The sequence below is a fragment of the Halomonas flagellata genome (assembly GCF_022487945.1).
In the GTDB taxonomy this organism is placed as follows: Bacteria; Pseudomonadota; Gammaproteobacteria; order Pseudomonadales; family Halomonadaceae; genus Halomonas; species Halomonas flagellata.
Genome location: NZ_JAKVPY010000010.1, coordinates 17,902 through 39,687, shown reverse-complemented (window position 1 = coordinate 39,687; position 21,786 = coordinate 17,902). Strand labels below are relative to the sequence as shown.

Annotated in this window: 20 protein-coding genes; 4 read left to right on the top strand and 16 right to left on the bottom strand. The window is 67.1% G+C overall.

Translation table 11 applies throughout. The features are described from left to right. Positions 1-77 precede the first annotated feature (77 nt). Both MKP05_RS10175 and MKP05_RS10170 read right to left on the bottom strand, forming a co-directional pair. Positions 78-731 carry a hypothetical protein gene (locus tag MKP05_RS10175; RefSeq protein WP_240568182.1) on the bottom strand — a complete coding sequence of 218 codons (654 nt, stop codon included), beginning with the start codon at positions 729-731 and terminating at the stop codon, positions 78-80. 45 nt (positions 732-776) lie between these two features. Continuing rightward, complete coding sequence (locus MKP05_RS10170; protein ID WP_240568181.1) at positions 777-2,339, bottom strand: sigma-54-dependent transcriptional regulator; 1,563 nt, start codon at positions 2,337-2,339, stop codon at positions 777-779. A 297-nt stretch (positions 2,340-2,636) separates the two neighbouring features. On the opposite strand from MKP05_RS10170, the gene phhA reads away from it, so the two are divergent. The 3 genes from phhA to MKP05_RS10155 are packed head-to-tail and all read left to right on the top strand — an operon-like array spanning position 2,637 to position 5,028. Next, entirely contained in the window at positions 2,637-3,473 is an 837-nt protein-coding gene (gene phhA / locus MKP05_RS10165) for a phenylalanine 4-monooxygenase (RefSeq protein ID WP_110283868.1), read from the top strand. A 28-nt stretch (positions 3,474-3,501) separates the two neighbouring features. After that, positions 3,502-3,840, top strand: a complete 339-nt coding sequence (locus tag MKP05_RS10160; RefSeq protein ID WP_240568180.1) for a 4a-hydroxytetrahydrobiopterin dehydratase — start codon at positions 3,502-3,504, stop codon at positions 3,838-3,840. Continuing rightward, entirely contained in the window at positions 3,841-5,028 is a 1,188-nt protein-coding gene (locus tag MKP05_RS10155) for an amino acid aminotransferase (RefSeq protein ID WP_240568179.1), read from the top strand. It begins immediately after the preceding gene. A 69-nt stretch (positions 5,029-5,097) separates the two neighbouring features. Here the strand turns inward: MKP05_RS10155 and MKP05_RS10150 are convergent, their stop codons facing one another. Then, complete coding sequence (locus tag MKP05_RS10150) at positions 5,098-6,357, bottom strand: D-amino acid dehydrogenase (RefSeq protein WP_240568178.1); 1,260 nt, start codon at positions 6,355-6,357, stop codon at positions 5,098-5,100. A 280-nt stretch (positions 6,358-6,637) separates the two neighbouring features. After that, entirely contained in the window at positions 6,638-8,473 is a 1,836-nt protein-coding gene (locus MKP05_RS10145; protein ID WP_240568177.1) for a putative bifunctional diguanylate cyclase/phosphodiesterase, read from the bottom strand. Positions 8,474-8,772: 299 nt separating this feature from the next. Between MKP05_RS10145 and MKP05_RS10140 the strand changes: the two genes are divergently transcribed. After that, positions 8,773-9,567 (top strand): 2OG-Fe dioxygenase family protein, encoded by a 795-nt coding sequence (locus MKP05_RS10140; RefSeq protein WP_110283863.1) that lies wholly within the window; start codon positions 8,773-8,775, stop codon positions 9,565-9,567. A 108-nt stretch (positions 9,568-9,675) separates the two neighbouring features. Here MKP05_RS10140 and MKP05_RS10135 read toward each other — a convergent pair whose 3' ends face one another. The 12 genes from MKP05_RS10135 to truA all read right to left on the bottom strand — a co-directional run bounded on the left by MKP05_RS10135 (position 9,676) and on the right by truA (position 21,780). Then, complete coding sequence (locus tag MKP05_RS10135) at positions 9,676-10,266, bottom strand: YceI family protein (protein WP_240568176.1); 591 nt, start codon at positions 10,264-10,266, stop codon at positions 9,676-9,678. 61 nt (positions 10,267-10,327) lie between these two features. After that, on the bottom strand, positions 10,328-10,882 hold the full coding sequence (locus tag MKP05_RS10130) for a cytochrome b (RefSeq protein WP_240568175.1): 555 nt from the start codon (positions 10,880-10,882) through the stop codon (positions 10,328-10,330). A gap of 422 nt (positions 10,883-11,304) precedes the next feature. Further along, on the bottom strand, positions 11,305-12,495 hold the full coding sequence (locus MKP05_RS10125; protein ID WP_240568263.1) for an O-succinylhomoserine sulfhydrylase: 1,191 nt from the start codon (positions 12,493-12,495) through the stop codon (positions 11,305-11,307). Between the two features lie 10 nt (positions 12,496-12,505). Next, positions 12,506-14,029 carry an amidophosphoribosyltransferase gene (gene purF / locus MKP05_RS10120; RefSeq protein ID WP_240568174.1) on the bottom strand — a complete coding sequence of 508 codons (1,524 nt, stop codon included), beginning with the start codon at positions 14,027-14,029 and terminating at the stop codon, positions 12,506-12,508. 59 nt (positions 14,030-14,088) lie between these two features. After that, positions 14,089-14,670 carry a CvpA family protein gene (locus tag MKP05_RS10115; RefSeq protein ID WP_240568173.1) on the bottom strand — a complete coding sequence of 194 codons (582 nt, stop codon included), beginning with the start codon at positions 14,668-14,670 and terminating at the stop codon, positions 14,089-14,091. A 2-nt stretch (positions 14,671-14,672) separates the two neighbouring features. Further along, positions 14,673-15,365 (bottom strand): SPOR domain-containing protein, encoded by a 693-nt coding sequence (locus MKP05_RS10110; protein WP_240568172.1) that lies wholly within the window; start codon positions 15,363-15,365, stop codon positions 14,673-14,675. Between the two features lie 8 nt (positions 15,366-15,373). Further along, complete coding sequence (locus tag MKP05_RS10105; protein WP_240568171.1) at positions 15,374-16,873, bottom strand: bifunctional folylpolyglutamate synthase/dihydrofolate synthase; 1,500 nt, start codon at positions 16,871-16,873, stop codon at positions 15,374-15,376. Positions 16,874-16,884: 11 nt separating this feature from the next. Further along, on the bottom strand, positions 16,885-17,907 hold the full coding sequence (gene accD, locus MKP05_RS10100) for an acetyl-CoA carboxylase, carboxyltransferase subunit beta (protein ID WP_240568170.1): 1,023 nt from the start codon (positions 17,905-17,907) through the stop codon (positions 16,885-16,887). Between the two features lie 74 nt (positions 17,908-17,981). Beyond that, the gene (trpA, locus tag MKP05_RS10095; RefSeq protein ID WP_110284031.1) at positions 17,982-18,797 is read right to left on the bottom strand and encodes a tryptophan synthase subunit alpha; all 816 of its coding nucleotides are present in this window, start codon (positions 18,795-18,797) and stop codon (positions 17,982-17,984) included. A 15-nt stretch (positions 18,798-18,812) separates the two neighbouring features. Continuing rightward, the gene (gene trpB, locus MKP05_RS10090) at positions 18,813-20,027 is read right to left on the bottom strand and encodes a tryptophan synthase subunit beta (protein WP_181422051.1); all 1,215 of its coding nucleotides are present in this window, start codon (positions 20,025-20,027) and stop codon (positions 18,813-18,815) included. Positions 20,028-20,080: 53 nt separating this feature from the next. Next, positions 20,081-20,767: a phosphoribosylanthranilate isomerase gene (locus MKP05_RS10085; protein WP_276316588.1), complete on the bottom strand. Its 687-nt coding sequence runs from the start codon at positions 20,765-20,767 to the stop codon at positions 20,081-20,083. 95 nt (positions 20,768-20,862) lie between these two features. Then, positions 20,863-21,780, bottom strand: coding sequence for a tRNA pseudouridine(38-40) synthase TruA (gene truA, locus MKP05_RS10080; protein WP_240568169.1), 918 nt, complete (start codon positions 21,778-21,780; stop codon positions 20,863-20,865). Between the last annotated feature and the right edge of the window lie 6 nt (positions 21,781-21,786).

Below are 21,786 nucleotides of genomic sequence, written 5' to 3'. Positions count from 1 at the left end.
CTGGCACTGTCACAAACTCAGACGATAGCAGAAAGCCCGAGACCGACTCGCGCGAGCCGGGGGCGAACGCGGCAGGCTCAAGGGCGATGGCGGGCGCGCCAATGCTGCAGGCCGATCATCAGCAGATGCACCGGCAGATAGACCGCCACCGGCCACAGCAGCGTCAGGCCGGCCAGATAGACCAGCGGATCCAGGCTGTCCTGGGGCTGGCCGAAGGGCCCGTGCACCCAATTGATATTGCGCTCGGGGTCGGTGAAGACATAGCTCAGGGGAACCACCAGCCAGGTGAGGCCGGTCTGCCAGGCCAGCGCCCGGCGATCGTAGCCGAGCCGCCAGAGGGCGAAGCCGGCCACCGGCGGCAGAATCAGATGGTAGAGCGACATCATGCGGGTCAGCAGTGGCTGGTTCTCGTCGAACATGTACTCGGTGCCGCCGATGGGGTGCATCCCGGTCAGCCAGGCCGTGCCCACGTCCACCGCCCAGAGGCTACCCACCAGGGACACCGCCAGCCACTGCATGGAGAGCAGCAGGCGATGCTCCCGCCACAGCCCCACCAGGATCAGGAAATTGGCCAGGTTGCACAGCCAGAAGTAGTTCTGCGGCCCGAGCAGCACCCAGTAGGTGGGCGCCCAGCCGAGGATCCAGGCGGTAAACGCCAGCTTCAGCCAGAGGGGCAGGCCTGCCCGCGGCCGGCGCCCCCCGGTCAGGCGAGTATGGGCATCGTCAGGCATCACGGTGCTCCTGGCCCGGATGCCCTTACTCTAGCAGCCTGCCGCTCACTCCTCTCCGGCACCGAGGCCATGGCGCTTGAGCTTGTTGGCGATAGTGGTATGGGAGACCCCGAGCCGCTTGCCCAGCTGGCGGCTGGAGGGGTGTTGCGGATAGAGGGCCGCCAGCACCCGACGCTCCACCTCGCCGAGGATCTCGGCAAGCGAGCCCTCCAGGTCGATGCCGGCCAGCCCCGGCGCCTCGCCCACGTCCGGCAGGCGCAGGTGCGAGGCCTCGATGGTGTCGCCCTCGCACAGCGAGACCGCCTGGAAGAGCACGTTCTCGAGCTGGCGCACGTTGCCCGGCCAGTGGTAGGCGGAAAGCCTCGCCAGGGCCGCCGGCGAGAGCGCCGGCAGGCGACAGCCGATCTGCCGGGCGGCACGGTCGATGAAGTGGACGGCGAGTGCCTCGATGCCGTCGCGGCACTCGCGCAGCGGCGGCACCGTCAGCGAGAGCACGTTGAGGCGGTGGTAGAGGTCCTGGCGGAAGTGGCCTTCGGCGCAGAGCCGCGGCAGGTCCTGCTGGGTGGCACAGATCACCCGCACGTCGAGCCAGGTCTCCTCGTCGCTGCCCACCCGCCGGAAGCCGCCATCCTGCAGGAATCGCAGCAGCTTGACCTGCAGCCGGGGGCTCATCTCGCCCACCTCGTCGAGGAAGATGGTACCGCCAGCGGTCAGCTCCAGCAGGCCCAGCTTGCCCTCGGGCCGTGCGCCCTCGAAGGCCCCGGAGGCATAACCAAACAGCTCGGTCTCGGCCATGGATTCCGGCAGGCCGGCGCAGTTGAGCGCCATGAACGGCGCCTGGCCCCGGGCGCTGGCCAGGTGGCAGGCCCGCGCCAGCAACTCCTTGCCGGTACCGGTCTCGCCCTGGATCAGCAGCGGTGCATCCAGCGGCGCCATGCGTCGGGCCTCGCGGATCAACGCCTGGAGCCGGGGGCTGGCCTGGAAGATCGCCTCGAAGCCGCGCAGCTCCTGGCGCTGCACATGGTAGATGCGCTCGCCGATGCGATCGGCGCTGTGCAGGGTCACCACGGCGCCGGCCAGCGAGGCCACATCATCCTGGTGTTCGCGATGCAGCGGGGCGATGTCGGCGAGGAAGGTGGCGTCGCGCAGCTTGATGCGCAGGCCATTGACCCGGGCGTTGTTGCGCCGGATCAGGGCCGGCAGGTCGAGGTCAGGCAGGTAGCGGTCGAGCGAGAGGCCCGGTACCTCGTCGATGCGCACGCCGAGCAGCTGGCCGGCGGCACGATTGGCCGCCACGATGTGGCCCTCCATGTCGATGGACATCACCGGGTCGGAGAGCGACGAGAGCAGGGCGTCGAGCTCCAGGTGGCGGCGCTCGCTGGGCATCAGGCTGACGCGACGCACGCCGAACACCCCGGGCACCGCCTCCAGCTCGGGCTTCAGGGTGGTGAGCTGGGCGTTGAGCAGGTTGGGCACGTGCAGGTAGATGGCGTTGCCGTGCTCGCCCCCCACTTCGCCACGCGCCACGTTGAGCCCGTAGTCGGCGAAGGGGGCGACGATGTCGCGCAGTATGCCCACCCGGTTCTGGCAGTGAAACCTCAAGCGCATCGGGAAGTGCCCCTCGTCGTCATGAAAGTCGTCACGTCGGCGTGACTCTCCTGTAAAGATAACGTGACACTCTCCCCGACTCAATCACCGTGATGGCGCGGTTCCCATGTCAGCCCCCCTCATCGGCCCCTCACCGTCACGATTCCCTTACGACCATGACCGCCCTTTCGATCGTCATACTCTCCCAGCTCGTCCCCTGACCCTCCCGCTGGCCTTCTAGACTCCAGAACGATAGAACGATGCCTAGTACTCGACGACTAACGCAGTATCACAGCCGCAAACATCACGGAGCGCCCCATGACGGTAACGACCTCTCCCCACAGTGAGTGCGTCAGCAAGACCGGCTACCGCGCCCGGCTGCCCGACGACCAGGGCCATATCGTCTACAGCGACACCGAGAACGCCACCTGGCAGGCCCTGATGCAGCGCCAGTTGGCGATCATCGAGGGCCGCGTCTGTCAGCAGTACCTTGACGGCCTGGAGCGCCTGGCCCTGCCCGAGGACCGTATCCCCCAGCTCGGCGAGGTGGACCGAGTGCTGCAGGACGCCACCGGCTGGCGCACCGCCCAGGTACCCGCGCTGATCCCCTTCGACACCTTCTTCGACCTGCTCGCCAACCGGCGCTTCCCGGTGGCCACCTTCATCCGCACCCCAGAGGAGATGGATTACCTCAAGGAACCGGACATCTTCCACGAGCTCTTCGGCCACTGCCCGATGCTCACCGATCCCTCCTTCGCCGAGTTCACCGCCACCTACGGGCGGCTGGGCCAGGCGGCCACGCACAAGGAGCGGGTCTATCTGGCGCGGCTCTACTGGATGACCGTGGAGTTCGGCCTGGTCGACACACCGTCCGGGCGGCGCATCTATGGCGGCGGCATCATCTCCTCACACAAGGAGACCCTGTACGCCCTCTCCGAGGTCCCGGAGCACCTGCCCTTCGACCCGGTGGAAGCGATGCGGACCCCCTATCGCATCGACATCCTGCAGCCGCTCTACTACGTGCTTGACGCCCTCACCACCCTGCACGACCTTTCGAGGCAGGACATCATGGGCATGGTGCACCGGGCCATGGAGCTGGGGCTCTTCGAACCTCGCTTCGAACCGGCCCCGAGCACCGGCAAGGCGAGCGCCTGACGACCTTTCGACACGACAAGGAGATACCATGAGCCAGCTTTCCGAACAGCAGTGCGAGGCCTGCAGCGGGGACGCCCCCCCTGTCACCGAGGCCGAGATCGAGGCCTTCAAGAAGGACATCCCCGAGTGGCAGATCGTCGAGCGCGATGGCATCATGCAGCTGGAGCGGGTCTACAAGTTCCGCAACTTCAAGCAGGCCCTGGACTTCACCAATCGCGTCGGCGAGATCGCCGAGGATGCGGGGCATCATCCGGCCCTGCTGACCGAATGGGGCAAGGTCACCGTGACCTGGTGGTCGCACGAGCTGAAGGGCCTGCACAAGAACGATTTCATTCTTGCCGCCAGAACCGACGAGGTAGCGAAATAAATGTTCGAACACATTGAGCGGGTCCCCGGGGATGCCATCCTCGGGCTGATCGAGGCCTTCAAGAAGGATACCAACCCCCAGAAGGTCGATCTCGGCGTCGGCGTCTACAAGGACGCCCAAGGCAACACGCCGGTGATGCGTGCGGTCAAGGAAGCCGAGGCGCTGCTGCTCAAGAACGAGACCACCAAGGCCTATATCGGCTCCCATGGCGATCCTCGCTACGGTCAGGCGATCCTGCCCATGGTACTGGGCGAGGGCTCTCCGGTGCTCGAGGCCGGTCGTGCCAGCGCTACCCAGTCACCCGGTGGTACCGGTGCGTTGCGCCTGGCGGCCGACTTCATCAAGTCCCGTCTTCCCGGCAAGGGCATCTGGGTCAGCGATCCCACCTGGCCGAACCACCTGGGCATCTTCCCGGCCGCCGGCATCGAGCTGCACAAGTACCCCTATGTCGACGCCGAGAACCGCCTCGACTTCGACGGCATGCTGGCGACCATCAAGACGATTCCCCACGGCGACGTGATCCTGCTGCACGCCTGCTGCCACAACCCCACCGGCTTCGACCTCTCCCGGGAACAGTGGAAGCAGGTGCTCGAGGTGATCCAGGAGCGCAACCTGTTGCCGGTGATCGACTTCGCCTACCAGGGCTTCGGCGAGGGGCTCGACGAGGACGCCTACGCGGTGCGCCTGCTGGCCGAGAGCCTCGACGAGGTGATGATCACCAGCTCCTGCTCCAAGAACTTCGGCATCTACAATGAACGGACCGGCTGCCTGATCGTGGTGGCGAAGGACCACGAGCAGATGGAGAACGTGCGCTCGCAGATGGCCATCGTGGCCCGCGAGAACTACTCCAACCCGCCGGCCCACGGCAGCTCCATCGTCATCGAGACCCTCTACTCCGCCGAGCTGGCGGCGGTCTGGCGCGAGGAGCTGACCGAGATGCGCGACCGCATCAACACCCTGCGGCGCGACTTCGTCGAGGCCCTCAAGCCCTACGGCCTGGACCAGAAGTACCACTGCGTGGCCGAGCAGCGCGGCATGTTTTCCTACACCGGCCTGACCCCCGACCAGGTCGACCGCCTGCGTGACGAGTTCGGCATCTACATGGTGCGCTCGGGTCGCGCCAACGTGGCCGGCTTCTCCCAGGAGAACCTGCCCTACCTGGCCAAGGCGATCGCCGCGGTCAACTGATCTCGGCATCCTCGGAATCGACAACGCCCGGGCCACTTGCCCGGGCGTTTTCGTTCCTGGCAGGGTGTCTCAGGCCGCGTAGCGTGAGACGTCGAGGCCACTCGGGTCGATGGCAGGCTCACGACCGCTCATCAGGTCGGCCAGCAACTGGCCGCTGCCGCAGCTCATGGTCCAGCCCAGGGTGCCGTGGCCGGTGTTCAGCCAGAGGTTGTCGACCCGGGTGGCGCCGATGATCGGCGTGGAATCCGGGGTCATCGGCCGCAGGCCGGTCCAGAACTCGGCCTTCGCCACGTCGCCCCCCTCGGGGAAGATATCGCTCACCACCATGCTGATGGTCGCCCGGCGCCTCTCCAGCAGGTCGAGATTATAGGAGGCCAACTCGGCGGTACCGCCCACCCGGATGCGGTCGTCGAAGCGCGAGATCGCCACCTTGAAGCTCTCGTCCATCACCGTGGACTGGGGGGCGCCGCCGTCGTCGGTCACCGGCACGGTCAGGCTGTAGCCCTTGACCGGGTAGATCGGCAGCCGGATGTCCATGTCCTTGACCAGGAAGGGCGAGTAGCTGCCCAGGCAGACCACATAGGCATCGGCGGTCAGCTCACCGACGCTTGTCACCACGCTCTCGATGCGGCCCGCCGAGCGCTTGAGGCGCTGGATCTCGACGTTGAAGCGGAACTCGACGCCGAGCCGCTCGCGGCAGTGATCCGCCAGGCGATTGGCGAAGAGATAGCAGTCGCCGGTCTGGTCGTCGGGCAGGTGCAGGCCACCGACGAACTTGCCGGGCACGCGGGCGAGCGCCGGCTCCACCGCGGCGAGCTCGTCGCCCCCCAGCAGCCGGTGGCGCACGCCGCACTGCTCGAGCACCTTCATGTCCTTGCCCACGGCTTCCACCTGCGCTTCGTTCCTGAACAGCTGCAGCAGGCCGCGCTGGCGATCCTCGTAGCGGATGCCGGTCTCCTCGCGCAGGGCATTGATGCAGGCCCGGCTGTGCTCGGCCACCCGCACCATGCGCTCCTTGTTCACCGCATAGCGCTCGGGGTTGCAGTTGCCGAGCATCTGCATCATGAAACGCGCCATGGTCGGATCCATCTTCGGCTGGATCTTCAGCGGGGCATGTTCCTGGAACATCCACTTGACCGCCTTTTGCGGGATGCCGGGGGCCGCCCAGGGCGAGGAGAAGCCGAAGGAGACCTGACCGGCGTTGCCGTAGCTGGTCTCCAGCGCCGGGGACGGCTGGCGATCCACCACCGTGACCTCGTGGCCCTGGCGGGCCAGGTAGTAGGCGCTGGTGACGCCGACGACACCGCTGCCGAGAATCAGTACCTTCATGGGTTCTCCTCCCTTGGCTTCCGTTGTTGGATGGCCTGGTGCTTGTGATCGCTGCCGCAACGCAGGTCGCCCGGCACAGGTGCCGGGCGACGACGGAAGGAGTATAGGGAAACCTATCCAGTGGATGATGCTGTTTATCCATCTATATCCAATGCATATAAATGTATTTTCAACAACAAGCAGGATGATATTTAATATTAATCCATAATTATAGTCGATTCGCCTACGCGCCAGCTGTGCGGGAGTGAACGCCGTATTCTACGTAAGAGTCGCACCGTGCTCAGCTCAACAGGCTTCCGAGACTCGGCACCACCCCGACGAGCAGCAGCCGCTCGATGGCAGCGGCGGGCATGGGGCGATAGAAATAGAAGCCCTGTACCAGATCGCAGTGTATCTCGCGGACCAGGGCGAGCTGCTCGGCGTTCTCGACCCCCTCGGCCACGACCTCGAGCCCCAGGCGATGGCCGATGAAGACCGCCGCCTCCATGATGGCACGATCCTCGGGCTGCCCGGGCGCATCCCGCACGAAGGAGCGGTCGATCTTCAAGGACGTCACCGGGAACTGCTTCAGGTAGCTCAGTGACGAGTAGCCGGTACCGAAGTCGTCGATGGCGATGCGGAAGCCGCGATGGTGCAGGGAACGCAATCCCTCGAGGATGCGCGCATCGGCTTCGATCAGCACGTTCTCGGTGAGCTCGATACCGATCTCTCGCGGCCCGAGACCGTAGCGACGCAGATAGGCCTCGAGTCGCTCGAAGACATCGTGCCGCCCCATCTGCCGTCCGGAAAAGTTGATGTCGATGCGCTCCAGCTTCACGCCGGCATCCCGCCACAACGCCCGCTGCCGGCAAGCCTCCTGCATGACCCAGTCGCCCAGGCGATGGATCAGCCCGGAACGCTCGGCGACGGGAATGAACTCCTGGGGCGAGACCGCTTGCCCATGGGGCGGCGTCCATCGCAGCAAGGCCTCGAGGTTCTCGATCTGGCCACTGACCGCCGACACCTGAGGCTGGTAGTGCAGGGAAAGTTCATCGTTGTCGAGGGCAAGCTCGAGGCTTTCGGCCAGGCGGTGCTGTCGTACCAGCTCGTCGTGCAGATGCTGGTGGAAGAACTGCAGCCCCCCCCGCCCCTCCAGCTTGGCCCGGTTCTTGGCCACATCGGCATTGCGGATCAGCTCGCGGGCGCCGTTGCCGTTGTCGGGAAACAGGCAGATCCCCAGGCTCGCCGTGATGCCGCGTTTGTGTCCCTCCAGGCCGAAGGGCCGCCGGAAGACCTCCTGCACCTTGTGCAGGACACGCATGACATCGTCTTCCCTGTGCAGGCCGGGAAACGCCAGCACGAACTCGTCACTCGAGACCCGCGACATCAGGTCCGTGGCTCGAAGTTGCTCGCTCAGTCGTCGGCTCAGCTCGATCAGCAGGCGATCCCCCTCCTCGTAGCCGAGGGCATCGTTGATCTCGACGAAGCGATCGATGTCGAGGTAGAGCAGCGCTAGGCCGAGACCCCGTCGGCGACACCCGTCGAGGACCTCGTCGAGATTCGCCTCGAAGGTCTGGCGGTTGGGCAGGTGGGTCAGGCGATCGAAGCGAGTGGCGAACTCCAGATCGCGATGGGCCCGCTTCTGGTCGGAGAGGTCCACGTCGACACAGAACATGAGCGGCTCGTCGGTGTGCTCGTTGAGCATGACGTGGTGGGAGAAGACGGGAACCGACTCACCACTCTGATGCTTGAGCTCCAGCTCGCCTGCGGGAATCTCGACGCCTTCGTGTATCCACGCGCGATGGGCCGCAATGACGCCATCGCGCATGACGTCGGGAATGATCAGGTCCTCGAGCAACTCCCCCTGCGCCTCATCCGGCGCGTAACCGTAGAGACGAGTGCTGGCCTCGTTCCAGTAGATCACGCGACGGTGGCGGTCGTACCCCTGCACCGCCACCTTCGGCAGGCTCTCCAGCAACGCCCTGAAACGCTGCTCGCTCTCCAGATACTGGCGCCGAACACGCTCCACGTCTCCCTGGCCACCCCCTGCGGTGGCAGGCGAAGCGAGTCGAGTCACCGGCCGTTTCGGCAGCCACTGTCCCAGCCACTGCCTGAGACGGGAGTCGCGGGCGAACATTCACATCCTCTTCGTCGGGAACGGCGCCAGCCAACCATCAAGGATCAAGGCCGGGAGGCCTGATCATGCTGGCGCCTAGCTCTTATATCCTACACCTCCCTGTCGCCAATCTCCTACATCCCTGATCGGAGTGGTCCCGACTATCCCGTACCACTGGTCGAGATCCATCACCACATTTGTAAATTATAAGTACATTTCTTTGACATTTCATTGCATTTATTTTCATTTTTCTCCTGTGGGTCGGACTTTTGTCCGACAGCGCACGGGCAATTCTGCCCTATCGACAGGAGAAAACTCTCATGAAACTCGAGACCCTGAAGTATGGCTTCGACCTCACCGGCATGCCCATTGATCTGCTGGCAAACTACTGGCCTTCGACAGTGGCCACCTCGCTGGCGCAACAGGACTGGGCACTGACCGAGGTGCGCTCACGCCTGGACCTGGAGGCCTGGCAGGCCTTCACCGACGACCTTCCCCGGGACCCCTACGTCAACCGTCGCTGGAAACGCATGTCCTGGCTGGCACTCGATGAGCTGGGCGACGTCAAGGAGATGGGGCACTGCCCCATGGCACAGGGCGGTGCCTTCAACGACGCCGAGAGCATGGCCGACCGCCTGCGTTACTACGATCCCCTGACGCCCGACTTCCTGGCCCGCCCCGACGTCAAGGCCTTCGTGCGCGCCTGGGCGAGGCTGTGGAACCTCGGCGCCAACGAGCCGATCCTGATGCAGATCACCGGAGTCCGCGGCGAGGGCCGGGTCGACCCATTGCAGGGCCAGGGTATCCATGCCGATGGCTGCAAGGCCCTCAGCATCCTGGTGCTCAAGCGGGAGAACGTGAGTGGCGCAGACAACCACCTCTACGCCGACAAGGCCGGTAGCCACCCCCTCGCGGACGCCACCCTGGCCCCGGGCGATATCCTGCACCTGCGAGATGATCGTATCTTCCACAGTGTGGACGGGATCGCCCAGGATGACCCCGACGCGCCCTTCGAGCGCTTCATCATCATCATCAACAGCCGCTTCGTGGATGACTTCCAGAACCGCATCCTGCGGCGCCACTTCCCCGACGCGGTCCTCAACGAAGGCGCTTGAGCAGATCCCGCGTCGGGAGGGAGGCTCCCGATGCGGCGCCTCCACCACAAACACGACACCCCCGGGCCGAGGGCCCGGGGGTGTCGTCGTTACGGGGTAACGGGGAGCTTACTGGCGTACGCCCTCGAAGGTCACGTAGAGCTCGAGCTCGTGCATCGCCTCCGGGAAGTCGCTCATGTCGATGCCGAAATCGGCCAGGGTCAGCATGGCGGAACCCTCGAAGCCGGCACGATAGCCCCCCCAGGGATCCTCGCCCTCGCCCATCAGGGTCACCGGCATCTCGATCTCGCGGGTCTCGCCGTGCAGGGTCAGGTCACCGGTCAGCATGCCATCGTCGTCGCCGTTAGGCGTGAAGCCGGTGGAGACGAAGGTAGCGGTCGGATACTCGCCGGCATCCAGGAAGTCGCTACTGAGGAAGTGCTTGTCGCGCTCGGCGTTGTTGGTGTTCAGGCTGTCCACCTGCACCTCCATCTCGACGCTGGCAGCCTCGAGATTCTCGGGGTCGTACTGGAACTGGCCCGAGAACTCCTCGAAGTTGCCGAGGATATAGGAATAGCCGAGATGGTTGATCTTGAACTGGATGAAGCCATGCTGGCCTTCGGTGTCGATCACGTAGTCGTCGGCCTGGGCCTGGGCCTGGGAAAGCGGAACCAGGGCCGCGGCGGCCAAGGCAGTGGCAAGGGCGGTCTTCTTCAGCATCGGTGATGTCTCCTTGGGATCGGGTCCACCCGGGGGCGGCACTTACACGGGGGCGCCCGGCTCAGGGTCGCCGGGAATGCGCCGGATTGATCATTCGCCTGAGCACGTCGTGGCGATCGACGAGATGGTGCTTGAAGGCGGCCAGGGCATGGCCCGCCGCGAGCAGGATCAACGCCAGGGCGCTGTACCAGTGGACCTCGCCGGCCAGGGTGGCCTGGTTGGGCAGGTCGCTGACCAGCGCCGGCACCTCGAAGAGGTCGAATACGCCGATGCCATGGCCGTCGGCGGTGGAGATCAGGTAGCCGCTGACCAGCACCACCAGCATCAGCACATAGAGGGCGATATGGCCGAGGTGGGCGGCGAGGCGCTCGAGACGATGGCCGCGGGCGGCCGGCGCCGGCTGGATGAAACGCCAGGCCAGCCGCAGCAGGGTGGCGAACAGCACCAGCATGCCCACGGAGCGGTGCCACCAGGGGGCCAGGTTGTACCAGCTGTCATAGTAGCCCAGGCCGGTCATCCACCAGCCCAGGGCGAACAGGCCGACGATGGCGATCGCCAGGATCCAGTGCAGCAGGATGCTGACGAGTCCCCAGCCACTCTCCGTGTTGCGCCACATGGTCTCGTTCCTCGGGTGCCTCGATGATGATGGCGAGAAGCATACCGTAGCGCATCATCAGCATCCGCTGAAAAAAGCCGAATGCACCATTCGGAAAAACCGTTAACTCCCGCCCAGCGACGCCGCCCGTACCATCACACGGTGGCGCGGGCCATGGCCATCGCGGTTACGCAAAGCGAGGGGCGCTGAGGACAAGCCGAAGAGGAGGTCCTACGCCAGGGGTGAGGAGGATTCCTCCGAACGGGCTGGCCATGGATGGCCAGCACCGGCCCTGCAAGCGGAGCAGGACGCGAGAGCGCAGCAGGGCGTCGGTAGCGTACAGGGAGGTATTCACAGCGCCTCCTCGCAGGCTTGTCGCCAGATCAGCCCCGAGCGGTGAAAGCTATCTGCGATAGATCTATGGCACGGGCCTCGAGGATCACTCAAGCCAGGGCGTCGAGGCCGCGGGCCAGGTCGGCACGGATGTCGTCGAGGGCCTCGAGGCCCACCGCCACGCGGATCAGCCCCTCAGTGATGCCGGCGGACGCCTTCTGGTCGTCGGAAAGCCGGCCGTGGGTGGTGGTACCGGGATGGGTGATGGTGGACTTGACGTCGCCCAGGTTGCCGGTGATCGAGAGCAGGCGGGTGGCATCGATCACCGACCAGGCCACCTCGCGACCGCCCTTCACCTCGAATCCGATCACCGCGCCGAAGCCCCGCTGCTGACGGGCGGCCAGTGCATGCTGGGGGTGGCTCGGCAATCCGCTGTAGTGGACCCGCGCCACCGCCGGGTGGGCTTCCAGCCACTCGGCCAGGGCCTGGGCGTTGTCGCAGTGGGCGCGCATGCGCAGGTTCAGGGTCTCCAGGCCCTTGGTGAAGATCCAGGCGTTGAAGGGGCTCAGGCAGGGGCCGCAAGTGCGTACCACGCCGAACAGCTCCTCGAGCTCGGCGTCACGCCCCACCACCGCCCCGCCGACGGCCCGGCCCTGGCCGTCCAGGTACTTGGTGGCGGAGTGGATCACCAGGTCGGCACCCAGTTCGATGGGCTTCTGCAACGCCGGGGTCAGGAAGCAGTTGTCGATGGCCAGCAGCGCGTCATGGCGGTGAGCGAGTTCGGCCAACACCGCGATGTCGACCACCTCGGAGAGCGGGTTGGAGGGCGTCTCGGCGAACAGCAGCTTGGTCGCCGGGGTGATGGCCGCCTCCCAGGCGTCGAGGTTCGACAGCTCCACGTAGCGGGTGGTGATGCCGAGCTTGCCCAGGTACTTGTCGAACAGGCTGACGGTGGAGCCGAACAGCGAGCGCGAGGCGACGATCTCGTCGCCGGCCTGCAGCAGCGCCAGGGCGGTGGCCAGTATCGCCGCCATGCCGGAGCTGGTGGCCACGCAACGCTCGCCCCCTTCCATGGCCGCCAGGCGTTGCTCGAAGGTGCGCACCGTGGGGTTGGTGAAACGCGAGTAGATGTTGCCCGGTTCCTCGCCACCGAACTTGCGCGCGGCCTCGGCCGCACTGCCATAGACGAAGCTCGAGGTCGGGAAGATCGGCTCGCCGTGCTCCTGCTCGTGGGTACGCTGGTGGCCGGCGCGTATCGCCAGGGTTTCCAGGTCCCAGTCCGGTGTCTGGTCGTCGTGCATGGTCGGCCCCTCAGTCATCGATGTCGTCGTCCTGGTTGTGCATCCCCACCAGGGCATGGTCGCCGGCACTCTGCTCCTGCTTGGCGGCGTCGTTGCGCGAGGCCTCCAGGTCCGAGAGATAGGCCTCGTCGATGTCGCCGGTGACGTAGTTGCCGTCGAACACCGAGCAGTCGAACTGCTCGAGGGTCGGATTGACCTCACGGCAGGCGGCCTTCAGGTCCTCGAGATCCTGGTAGAAGATGCGGTCGGCACCGATCAGCTCGCCCACCTCGGCCTCGCTACGGCCATGGGCGATCAGCTCGCTGGCCGCCGGCATGTCGATGCCGTAGACGTTGGGGTAGCGCACCGGCGGCGCGGCCGAGGCGAAGTAGACCCTTTTGGCGCCGGCTTCCCGGGCCATCTGGATGATCTGCTTGCAGGTGGTGCCGCGCACGATGGAGTCGTCCACCAGCAGCACGTTCTTGCCCTTGAACTCGATGTCGATGGCATTGAGCTTCTGGCGCACCGACTTCTTGCGCTGGGTCTGGCCGGGCATGATGAAGGTCCGCCCGATATAGCGATTCTTCATGAAGCCTTCACGGTAGGTCACCCCCAGGTGCTGGGCGAGCTCGAGGGCCGAGGTGCGCGAGGTATCGGGAATCGGGATCACCACGTCGATGTCGTGCTCCGGCCACTCGCTCTGGATGCGATCGCCGAGCTTGCGCCCCATCTGCATGCGGGTGCCGTAGACATAGGCGCCGTCGAGGATGGAGTCGGGGCGCGCCAGGTAGACGTGCTCGAAGATGCAGGGCGCGAGCCGCGGCCGGTCGGCACACTGCTGGGTATGAATGGTGCCGGTCATGTCGACGAAGATCGCCTCGCCCGGGTCCAGGTCGCGGTGCAGCTCGAAGCCACCCACGTCGAGCGCCACCGACTCGGAGGCGATCATCACCTCCTGCCCCTGGCCCTCGTCGCGGGTACCGAACACCACCGGGCGAATGCCGTGGGGGTCGCGGAAGGCGACCATGCCGACGCCGTTGATGATCGCCACCGCGGCATAGCCGCCCTTGCAGCGGCGGTACACGCGCCGTACCGAGTCGAAGATGTCGCCGGGCTCGAGGTGCAGCCCCTGCTTGCCCAGCTCGTGGGCGAAGACGTTGAGCAGCACCTCGGAGTCGGAGCTGGTGTTGATATGACGCAGGTCGGAGGAGAACAGCTCCTGCTTGAGCTGGTCGGAGTTGGTCAGATTGCCGTTGTGGGCCAGCGAGATGCCGTAGGGCGAATTGACGTAGAAGGGCTGCGACTCTGCCTCGCTGGCGGAACCGGCGGTCGGGTAGCGCACATGGCCGATGCCCACGTTGCCCTTGAGGCGCGTCATGTGGCGAGTATGGAAGACGTCCCGCACCAGGCCGTTGCTCTTGCGCAACAGGAAACGGCCCTCATGCCAGGTCATCATGCCGGCGGCATCCTGTCCGCGATGCTGGAGCACCGTCAGGGCGTCATAGATGCCCTGGTTCACCGCCTGCTTGGCCATCAGGCCCACGATACCGCACATACCACCTTACCTCGCTTGCCTTGATGAGACGTGACCGTAGCCCGTCCCGAATTCATATGTCAGGGGATCGTCGTCGCCGGGTCGGCCTCCGGCTCGATGTCGGCCTGGCGATCGTTGCCGGGCAGGGACATCTCGCCCAGGGACTCGGGCGTCTCGGGAATGCGCCCCTCCCACGCCTCGAGCTGGCTCACCGCCCAGTCGCGCAGTTGCTCGAAGGCCGGACGCAGCTCGGCCTCCTGCCACGCCTCGAGCTGGGCCAATGGCGTGAGGGTGATCAGGATGGTGCCCAGCACCAGGATCGCCGCCCCCTTGGCGGTACCGAAGGCGGCCCCCATCACGCGATTGAACAGCCCCATGCCCACCCACTCGACGGCGGCATGCACCAGGCGAATGACGATACCGCCCAGCAGGATGACGCCGAAGATCACCAGGATGAAGGCCAGCACCAGGCGAGCATCGGGGTTGTCGATCAGGCCCGTCATCAGGTCCGCCACCGGCTCGGCCAGCAGCCGCGCCGCGAGCAGCGCGATGATCCACGCCGCCAGGCCCAGCGCCTCGCGGATCAGCCCGCGCAGGAAACCGGTCACGGTGGTCACGGCCAGCACGGCGAGAAAGCTCCAGTCGAACCAGGTCAGCGCCATGCTCACTCTCTCACTCGCACCAGCAGGCCCTGCAGGTTGGCCCGTTCCTTGAGCTCGCCCATGGCGCGCTCCCCATCCTCCGAGGAGTCATAGGGTCCCACGTAGACGGTGGTCAGGTTGTCACGTGGGCGGCTGAAGACCGTGAAGCCCTGCTCCCCGAGCCGCGCCTCGAGACGCTCGGCATTGGCCGGTTCGCCGAAGCTGCCCACTTGCACCGCCCACTCGCCGGTAGAGGCCGCCGGCGTGGGCGCTGCCGCTTCGCTCTCGGTGCGGCGCGAACTCTCGGCGAGGCGCTGGTCGGCGGCCCGGGCCAGTTCCGCGATGGGGTCGGCGTCCTCGCGCGCCGGCTCGGACTCGGGCGACGCGACCGCCTCGACGGCCTCCGTCAAGACCTCCTCGGATGCCTCGTCCGGCGTTTCCTCGGGCGGCACCTCGGCCATGGCTGGCTCGTCGACGGAGGCTGGCTCGCCCTCCTCCGCTGTCCGGGGCGTGAGGACCGAAGGCGACTCGATCTGCCCCAGGCTCGCGGGAGGCTGCGGATCCGGTACGTCATGGCGCTCGACGTCGACGGGCTGCTCGATGGTCAGCACCGGCTGGGGGCGCTCGCTGCGCGGGGCAGGCTCGTCGAACAGCATGGGGACGAAGATCACCGCCAGGGCGATCAGGATCACGGCTCCACTGAGGCGTTCTCGCATTCCGTACTTCATGGGGCTCCCTCGATGGTCGTCTCATCCGCTTCAGTCTGCGCCGACGACTGCCACCATGCCAGTACCTCGCCCACGGTGAAGAAGGAACCGCACACCAGCACCCGGTCCTCGGGGGCAAGGCGGGCGGCCAGCCAGGCGGCCCCTTCGGCGGGGGACGCGGCGCGGTGCCATACTTCCTCGCCGCGGGCGACGAGTCGCTCGGCGAGGTCATCGGCGGTGCGGGCCCGCTCGCCGGCCAGACCGACCGGCACCCAGGCGTCCACTGCCGGGGCCAGCGCCGCCATCACGCCGTCGGCATCCTTGTCACCGAGCATGCCGAGCAGGGCGATGGTGCGGCCGTCGCAGGGGCGCACCAGTAGCCGCTCGGCAAGATAGGTCGCCGCATGGGGGTTGTGCCCCACGTCCAGGCACCATCGGCCCAGCCACTGCATGCGACCGGGCAACGCGACCCGGCACAGGGCCCGGCGGCAGGCGCCCAGTTCCAGGGGCACGCCGGCGAGCGCCAGGGCCTGCAGGGCCGTGGCCGCGTTGTCCAGCGGCAGGCCGGGGTCGGGTAACCCGCCAAGGGCAAGGACTCCCCTGGAGTCGGGACGGGCCTGATGAGCGACCTCGCCTGTGGGGTCAGACACCGGCGGCGGGCAGTTCCGCTCGGAAGGTGGGTAGCCTTTGGGGTCTGACCCCATGGGTTCTGACGCCCTCATGGATAGCCGCTGTTGCGGACCCTTTTCATCGAGGGGGTCAGACCCCAAAGGCGCCACCTCGGCAACACGTCCAGAGAACCCCCAGCCCTCACCATCACCCTGGCGCCAGAACGCTTCGTCCAGGGCGTAGACCCGGGCGCCCAGCTCGCTCGCCACCGCCTTGACGCTCGCCGGCAGCGTCGTGCTGCCCAGCACGGCCGGGCGTCCGGCGCGCAGGATGCCGGCCTTCTCGCGGCCGATGCCCTGCAGGTCGTCGCCGAGGAAGGCGGCATGGTCCCGGGCCACGGTGGTCACCACCGCGACGTCGGGGTCGATCACGTTCACCGCATCGAGCCGCCCCCCGAGCCCCACCTCGAGGATCGCCAGGTCGGGAGGCCGACGGGCAATGGCCCAGAGCGCGCCGAGGGTGCCGACCTCGAAATAGGTCAGGCTCACCGGCTCGCCGTCGAGGCGCGCGGCCTCGACGGCCTCGAAACCGGCGATCAGGAGGGCATCGCCGGCCTCCTTCCCGTCCAGGCGCAGACGCTCGTTGTAGCGCAGCAGATGGGGGGAGGTATAGGCGGCCGTGGAGACGCCATGGGCCCGGGCCAGCGCCTCGAGCATGGCCACCGTGGAGCCCTTGCCATTGGTCCCCGCCACGGTGATCACCCGCCCGGCGATCGGCGCCTCGAGCAGGCCCATGCGCCGGGCGACCTCGGCCACGCGCTCGAGGCCGAGGTCGATGCCCACCGGATGGGCCGCTTCCAGCCGGGCCAGCCAGGCGTCGAGGGAAGTGGGCAGGGCGGCATCACTCATGGCGATAGCGGTCAGCGCGGGCCATCGGCGCGGTCGTCACGTCCCACTTCCTCGCCTTCGGCGCGCGCGGGGGCCTCATGCTCGGGAAGGGTCAGGGTATAATTGGCGGCGGCCTGGGCCTGTTCGGCGGCATCCACCAGGTCGAGCTCAGGCTCCCCCTCCTCGGCCAGGCCGATGGCCGGCTGATGGGTCAGCTTGCGCAGCACGCCGCCGAGGCGATCGCGCATCTCGCGGCGGTGGACGATCATGTCCACGGTGCCATGCTCGAGCAGGAACTCGCTGCGCTGGAAGCCCTCGGGAAGCTTCTCGCGCACGGTCTGCTCGATGACCCGGGGACCGGCGAAGCCGATCAGGGCATTGGGCTCGGCCACATTGAGGTCGCCGAGCATGGCCAGCGATGCCGAGACACCGCCGAACACCGGGTCGGTGAGCACCGAGATATAGGGCACGCCGGCCTGCTTGAGCTTCTCGAGCGCCGCCGAGGTCTTGGCCATCTGCATCAGCGAGAACAGCGCCTCCTGCATGCGGGCCCCGCCGGAGGCGGAGAAGCAGATCAGCGGGATGCCCTCCTCCAGGGCCACGGTGGCGGCACGCACGAACTTCTCGCCCACCACGCCGCCCATGGAACCGCCCATGAAGGTGAACTCGAAGGAGACCACCACCACAGGCAGGCCATCGAGGGTGCCCCGCATGGCGATCAGGGCGTCCTTCTCGCCGGTCTCCTTCTGGGCCGCCGCCAGGCGGTCCTTGTACTTCTTGGAGTCGCGGAACTTGAGGCGATCCACCGGCTCCACCCCGGCGGCCAGTTCCTCGCGCCCCTCCTTGTCGAGGAACCAGTCGAGCCGCTTGCGCGCGGTCAGGCGCAGGTGATGGTCGCACTTGGGGCAGACGTTGTGGTGCTTCTCGAGTTCGGGGAGATAGAGCACCGCCTCGCACTTGGGGCACTTGCGCCACAGGCCGTCGGGCACGCTCGCCCGGCGATCCTTGCGCTGAATGCGCCCCCTGGAGGGCACGATCTTGTCTAGCCAGCTCATGTCAGAAAGGGTTCCGTCATCTGGTCGGCGCCCGGCATCCCGGGCGCGTGGATCGAATCTGTCGAGGGCCGTTGTCAGGCGCCGCTCGAGGCGTCCAGGGCCTGGCGCATCTCGCCCAGCACCGCCTTGAGCTCGGCGGGAATCGCCTCCGGCGTCTCGGCGTTGGCAGCGATGCGGCTGACCAGGGCCGAGCCCACGATCACCCCGTCGGCTACCCTGCCCACTTCCGCCGCCGAGGCACCGTCACGAATGCCGAAGCCGACGCAGAGCGGCAGCTCGGTCATCTCGCGCAGCGGCGCCAGGTGACTGGCCACGTCCTCGGCATCGAGGGTCGCCGAGCCCGTCACGCCCTTCAGCGACACATAGTAGAGGTAACCTTCACCGTGGGCGCATATTGTAGCGGCCCGGGCGCTGGAAGTGGTAGGGGCCACCAGGAAGATCGAGGCCAGCCCCCGGGCCTTGAGCACGGGGCCGAACTCCTCGGCCTCCTCCGGCGGCATGTCGACGGTCAGCACGCCGTCGACGCCGGCCGTCGCGGCCTGCTCGGCGAAGGCCTCGAGGCCGATCCGCTCCATGGGGTTGAGGTAGCCCATCAGTACCACCGGGGTGGTGCTGTCGGTCTGGCGGAACTCGCGCACCATCTCGAACAGGTGGGCGAGGCGCACGCCGTGCCTGAGGGCCCGCTCGCAGGCCTTCTGGATCACCGGGCCGTCGGCCATGGGATCGGAGAACGGCACGCCGAGCTCGATGACATCGGCCCCCGCCTCCACCAGGGCGTGCATGAAGGTCACGGTGTGCTCGGGCGCCGGATCGCCGGCGGTGATGTAGGGAATCAGCGCGCGTCGGCCCTGGGCCTTGAGCGCGGCGAAGCGTTGGTCGATACGATTCATGGTATGGGCCGTCATCTAGAATTCGATCCCGTCGATCTTTGCCACGGTCATGATGTCCTTGTCACCACGGCCGGAGAGGTTGACCACGATCTGCTGGTCGGGCCGCATGGAGGGCGCCAGCACCTTGGCATGGGCCAGGGCATGGGCGGACTCCAGCGCCGGCATGATGCCCTCGATCCGGGTCAGCTCGCGGAAGGCCTCGAGCACCGCCTCGTCGTTGGCGGCCACGTAGTTGACGCGACCCACGTCCTTCCACAGGGCGTGTTCGGGGCCGACGCCCGGATAGTCGAGCCCGGCGGAGATCGAGTGGGTATCGGAGACCTGGCCACCCTCGTCGGACATCAGGTAGGTCCGGTTGCCGTGCAGCACGCCGCGGGGGGCATTGGAGGCCAGCGGGGCGGCATGGCGACCGGTCTCGACGCCGTCGCCGCCGGCCTCGACGCCGTACATCGCCACCTCGTCGTCCTCGACGAAGGGGTAGAAGAGCCCCATGGCGTTGGAACCGCCGCCGACGCAGGCGATCAGCGCATCGGGCAGCTTGCCGAACTCCTCCAGCGACTGGCGGCGCGCCTCGCGGCCGACCACGGCGTTGAAGTCGCGCACCAGCATCGGATAGGGATGCGGGCCCGCCACGGTACCGATGATGTAGAAGGTGTCGTCGACATTGGTGACCCAGTCGCGCAGCGCCTCGTTCATGGCGTCCTTCAGGGTGCGAGTGCCGGACGTCACCGGAATGACGTTGGCCCCGAGCAGGCGCATGCGATAGACATTGAGCTTCTGGCGCTCCACGTCCTCGGCCCCCATGTAGACGTCGCACGACAGCCCCAGGCGTGCCGCCACGGTGGCGGTGGCCACGCCGTGCTGGCCGGCGCCGGTCTCGGCGATCACCCGCGGCTTGCCGCTCTTCTTGGCGAGCAGCGCCTGGCCGATGGTGTTGTTCACCTTGTGGGCGCCGGTGTGGTTCAGGTCCTCGCGCTTGAGCCAGATCTGCGCCCCGCCGAGCTGCTTCGACCACCGCTCGGCGTGATAGAGCGGCGAAGGACGGCCCACGTAATGAGCCAGGTCATAGTCGAATTCCGCCTGGAACGCCGGATCGTCGCGAAGACTCAGGTAGGTCTTGGCCAGATCGTCCAGGGCGAAGCTCAGGGTCTCCGAGACGAACCGGCCGCCGTAGGGGCCGAAGTGGCCACGGGCATCCGGCAGTCGGGTCAGGTCACTGAACTTGCTCACGAAAGACACCTCACAGGTCGCCAGAAAGGGGCTGGTGGTTGAAAACTCTTGCTTCAAGGATCAGGCGTGCCGGGACACTGGGCATTACCCGCGGCGCGGAGCGCGTCACCTCGCCGAACGGCCTGCAGGAAGGCCGCGATGCGCCCGGCATCCTTGACCCCGGGGGCGGCCTCCACGCCGCCCGAGACGTCGACCGCGAAGGGCTGCACACGGGCGACCGCCTCGGCCACGTTGTCGGGGGTCAGGCCCCCCGCGAGAATAACAGGTTTTGCCAGGCCTGCGGGGATTCGCGACCAGTCGAAGGTGGCGCCGGTGCCGCCCGGCACCCCGGGTCGGTAGGCGTCCAGCAGCAGGGCCCGGGCGCCGTCATGGGCAGCGGCGAGGGCGTGCAGGTCGAGGCCGTCGCGCATGCGCAGCGCCTTGATCCAGGGCCGGGCGAAAGCGGCGCAGGCCTCGGGGGACTCGTCGCCGTGGAACTGCAGCAGGTCGAGATGCGCCGCACAGCGGTGGATCAGCCCGGGATCCTGGTCGACGAAGAGCCCCACCCGGGTGACGAAGGCCGGCACCCGCGCCGTGAGTTCGGCCAGGCGCGCCTCGTCGATGGCCCGCTTGCTGCCGGGCCAGAGCACGAAGCCCAGGGCATCGGCCCCCGCCGCCACGGCGGCATCGACGTCCTGCTCGCGGGTCATGCCACAGAGCTTGACCCGGGTGCGGGAAGGGATTTGATCGGCATTCGACAAGTGAAACTCTCCATGACCGCGTATTTCTCGATGTTGGCCCTTTCGCTAACCATGTCGGTGGCATGGCCCCATAGGGAGCGGCAGCGTTGAGTGCATCAGCCCTCCTTTTCGACGGCCATCGGCTTGCCGCGCCGGAATTCGACCATGGGGCAGTCGGGCAGTTCGCGCTCGCCGGTCCACTCGCCGAGAAAGGCCAGCAGGTTGGGCCCCAGCGGCTCCCGCGGCAGCCCCCAGGCCTCGTCGTAGAGCGAGTCGACGAAGTGCAGGCCACAGGCCGGCGCGGTGACGTCGGCCAGGGTACGATCCTTGAGGGCCAGCAGCTCGACCAGGTAGTCGCTGCCTCGCTCTCCGCGCCCCACGGTGACCAGGGCGCCGACGATATTGCGGATCATGTGGTGCAGGAAGGCGTTGCCCTGGACGTCGATCACCACCAGGGGACCGTGGCGATGCACCTCGATGAAGTGCAGGTGGCGCCAGGCGGTCTTCGACTGGCAGCCCGCCGCACGGAAGCTCGAGAAGTCGTGCTCCCCCACCAGGGCCTGGGCGGCCAGGTGCATGGCCTCGGCATCCAGGGGGTCGCGACACCAGGTGGCGTTGGCCCGCTCCAGCACCGGCCGGCTCGGCTGGTTGAGGATCACGTAGCGGTAGCGCCGCGCCAGCGCCTTGAAGCGCGCATGGAAGGCGTCGGGCACCGCCTTCACCCAGCGCACCGCGATATCCCGCGGCAGGTTGGCGTTGACGCCGAAGACCCAGGCCTTCTGCGAGCGCGGCGCGGGGGGGTCGAAATGCACGATCTGGCGGGTGGCATGGACGCCGGAATCGGTCCGCCCGCTGGCATGCACCGTCACCGGGTGGCTGGCCACCTTCGCCAATGCCTTCTCCAGTTCGGCCTGCACCGAGGCGGCATGCTTGAGACGCTGCCAGCCGCAGTAGGCGCTGCCGTCATATTCCACCCCCATGACCAGGCGGCCGGAGAGGGGATGGCGATCGTCGAGGGGTCGGAACAGGGTCATGCGGCC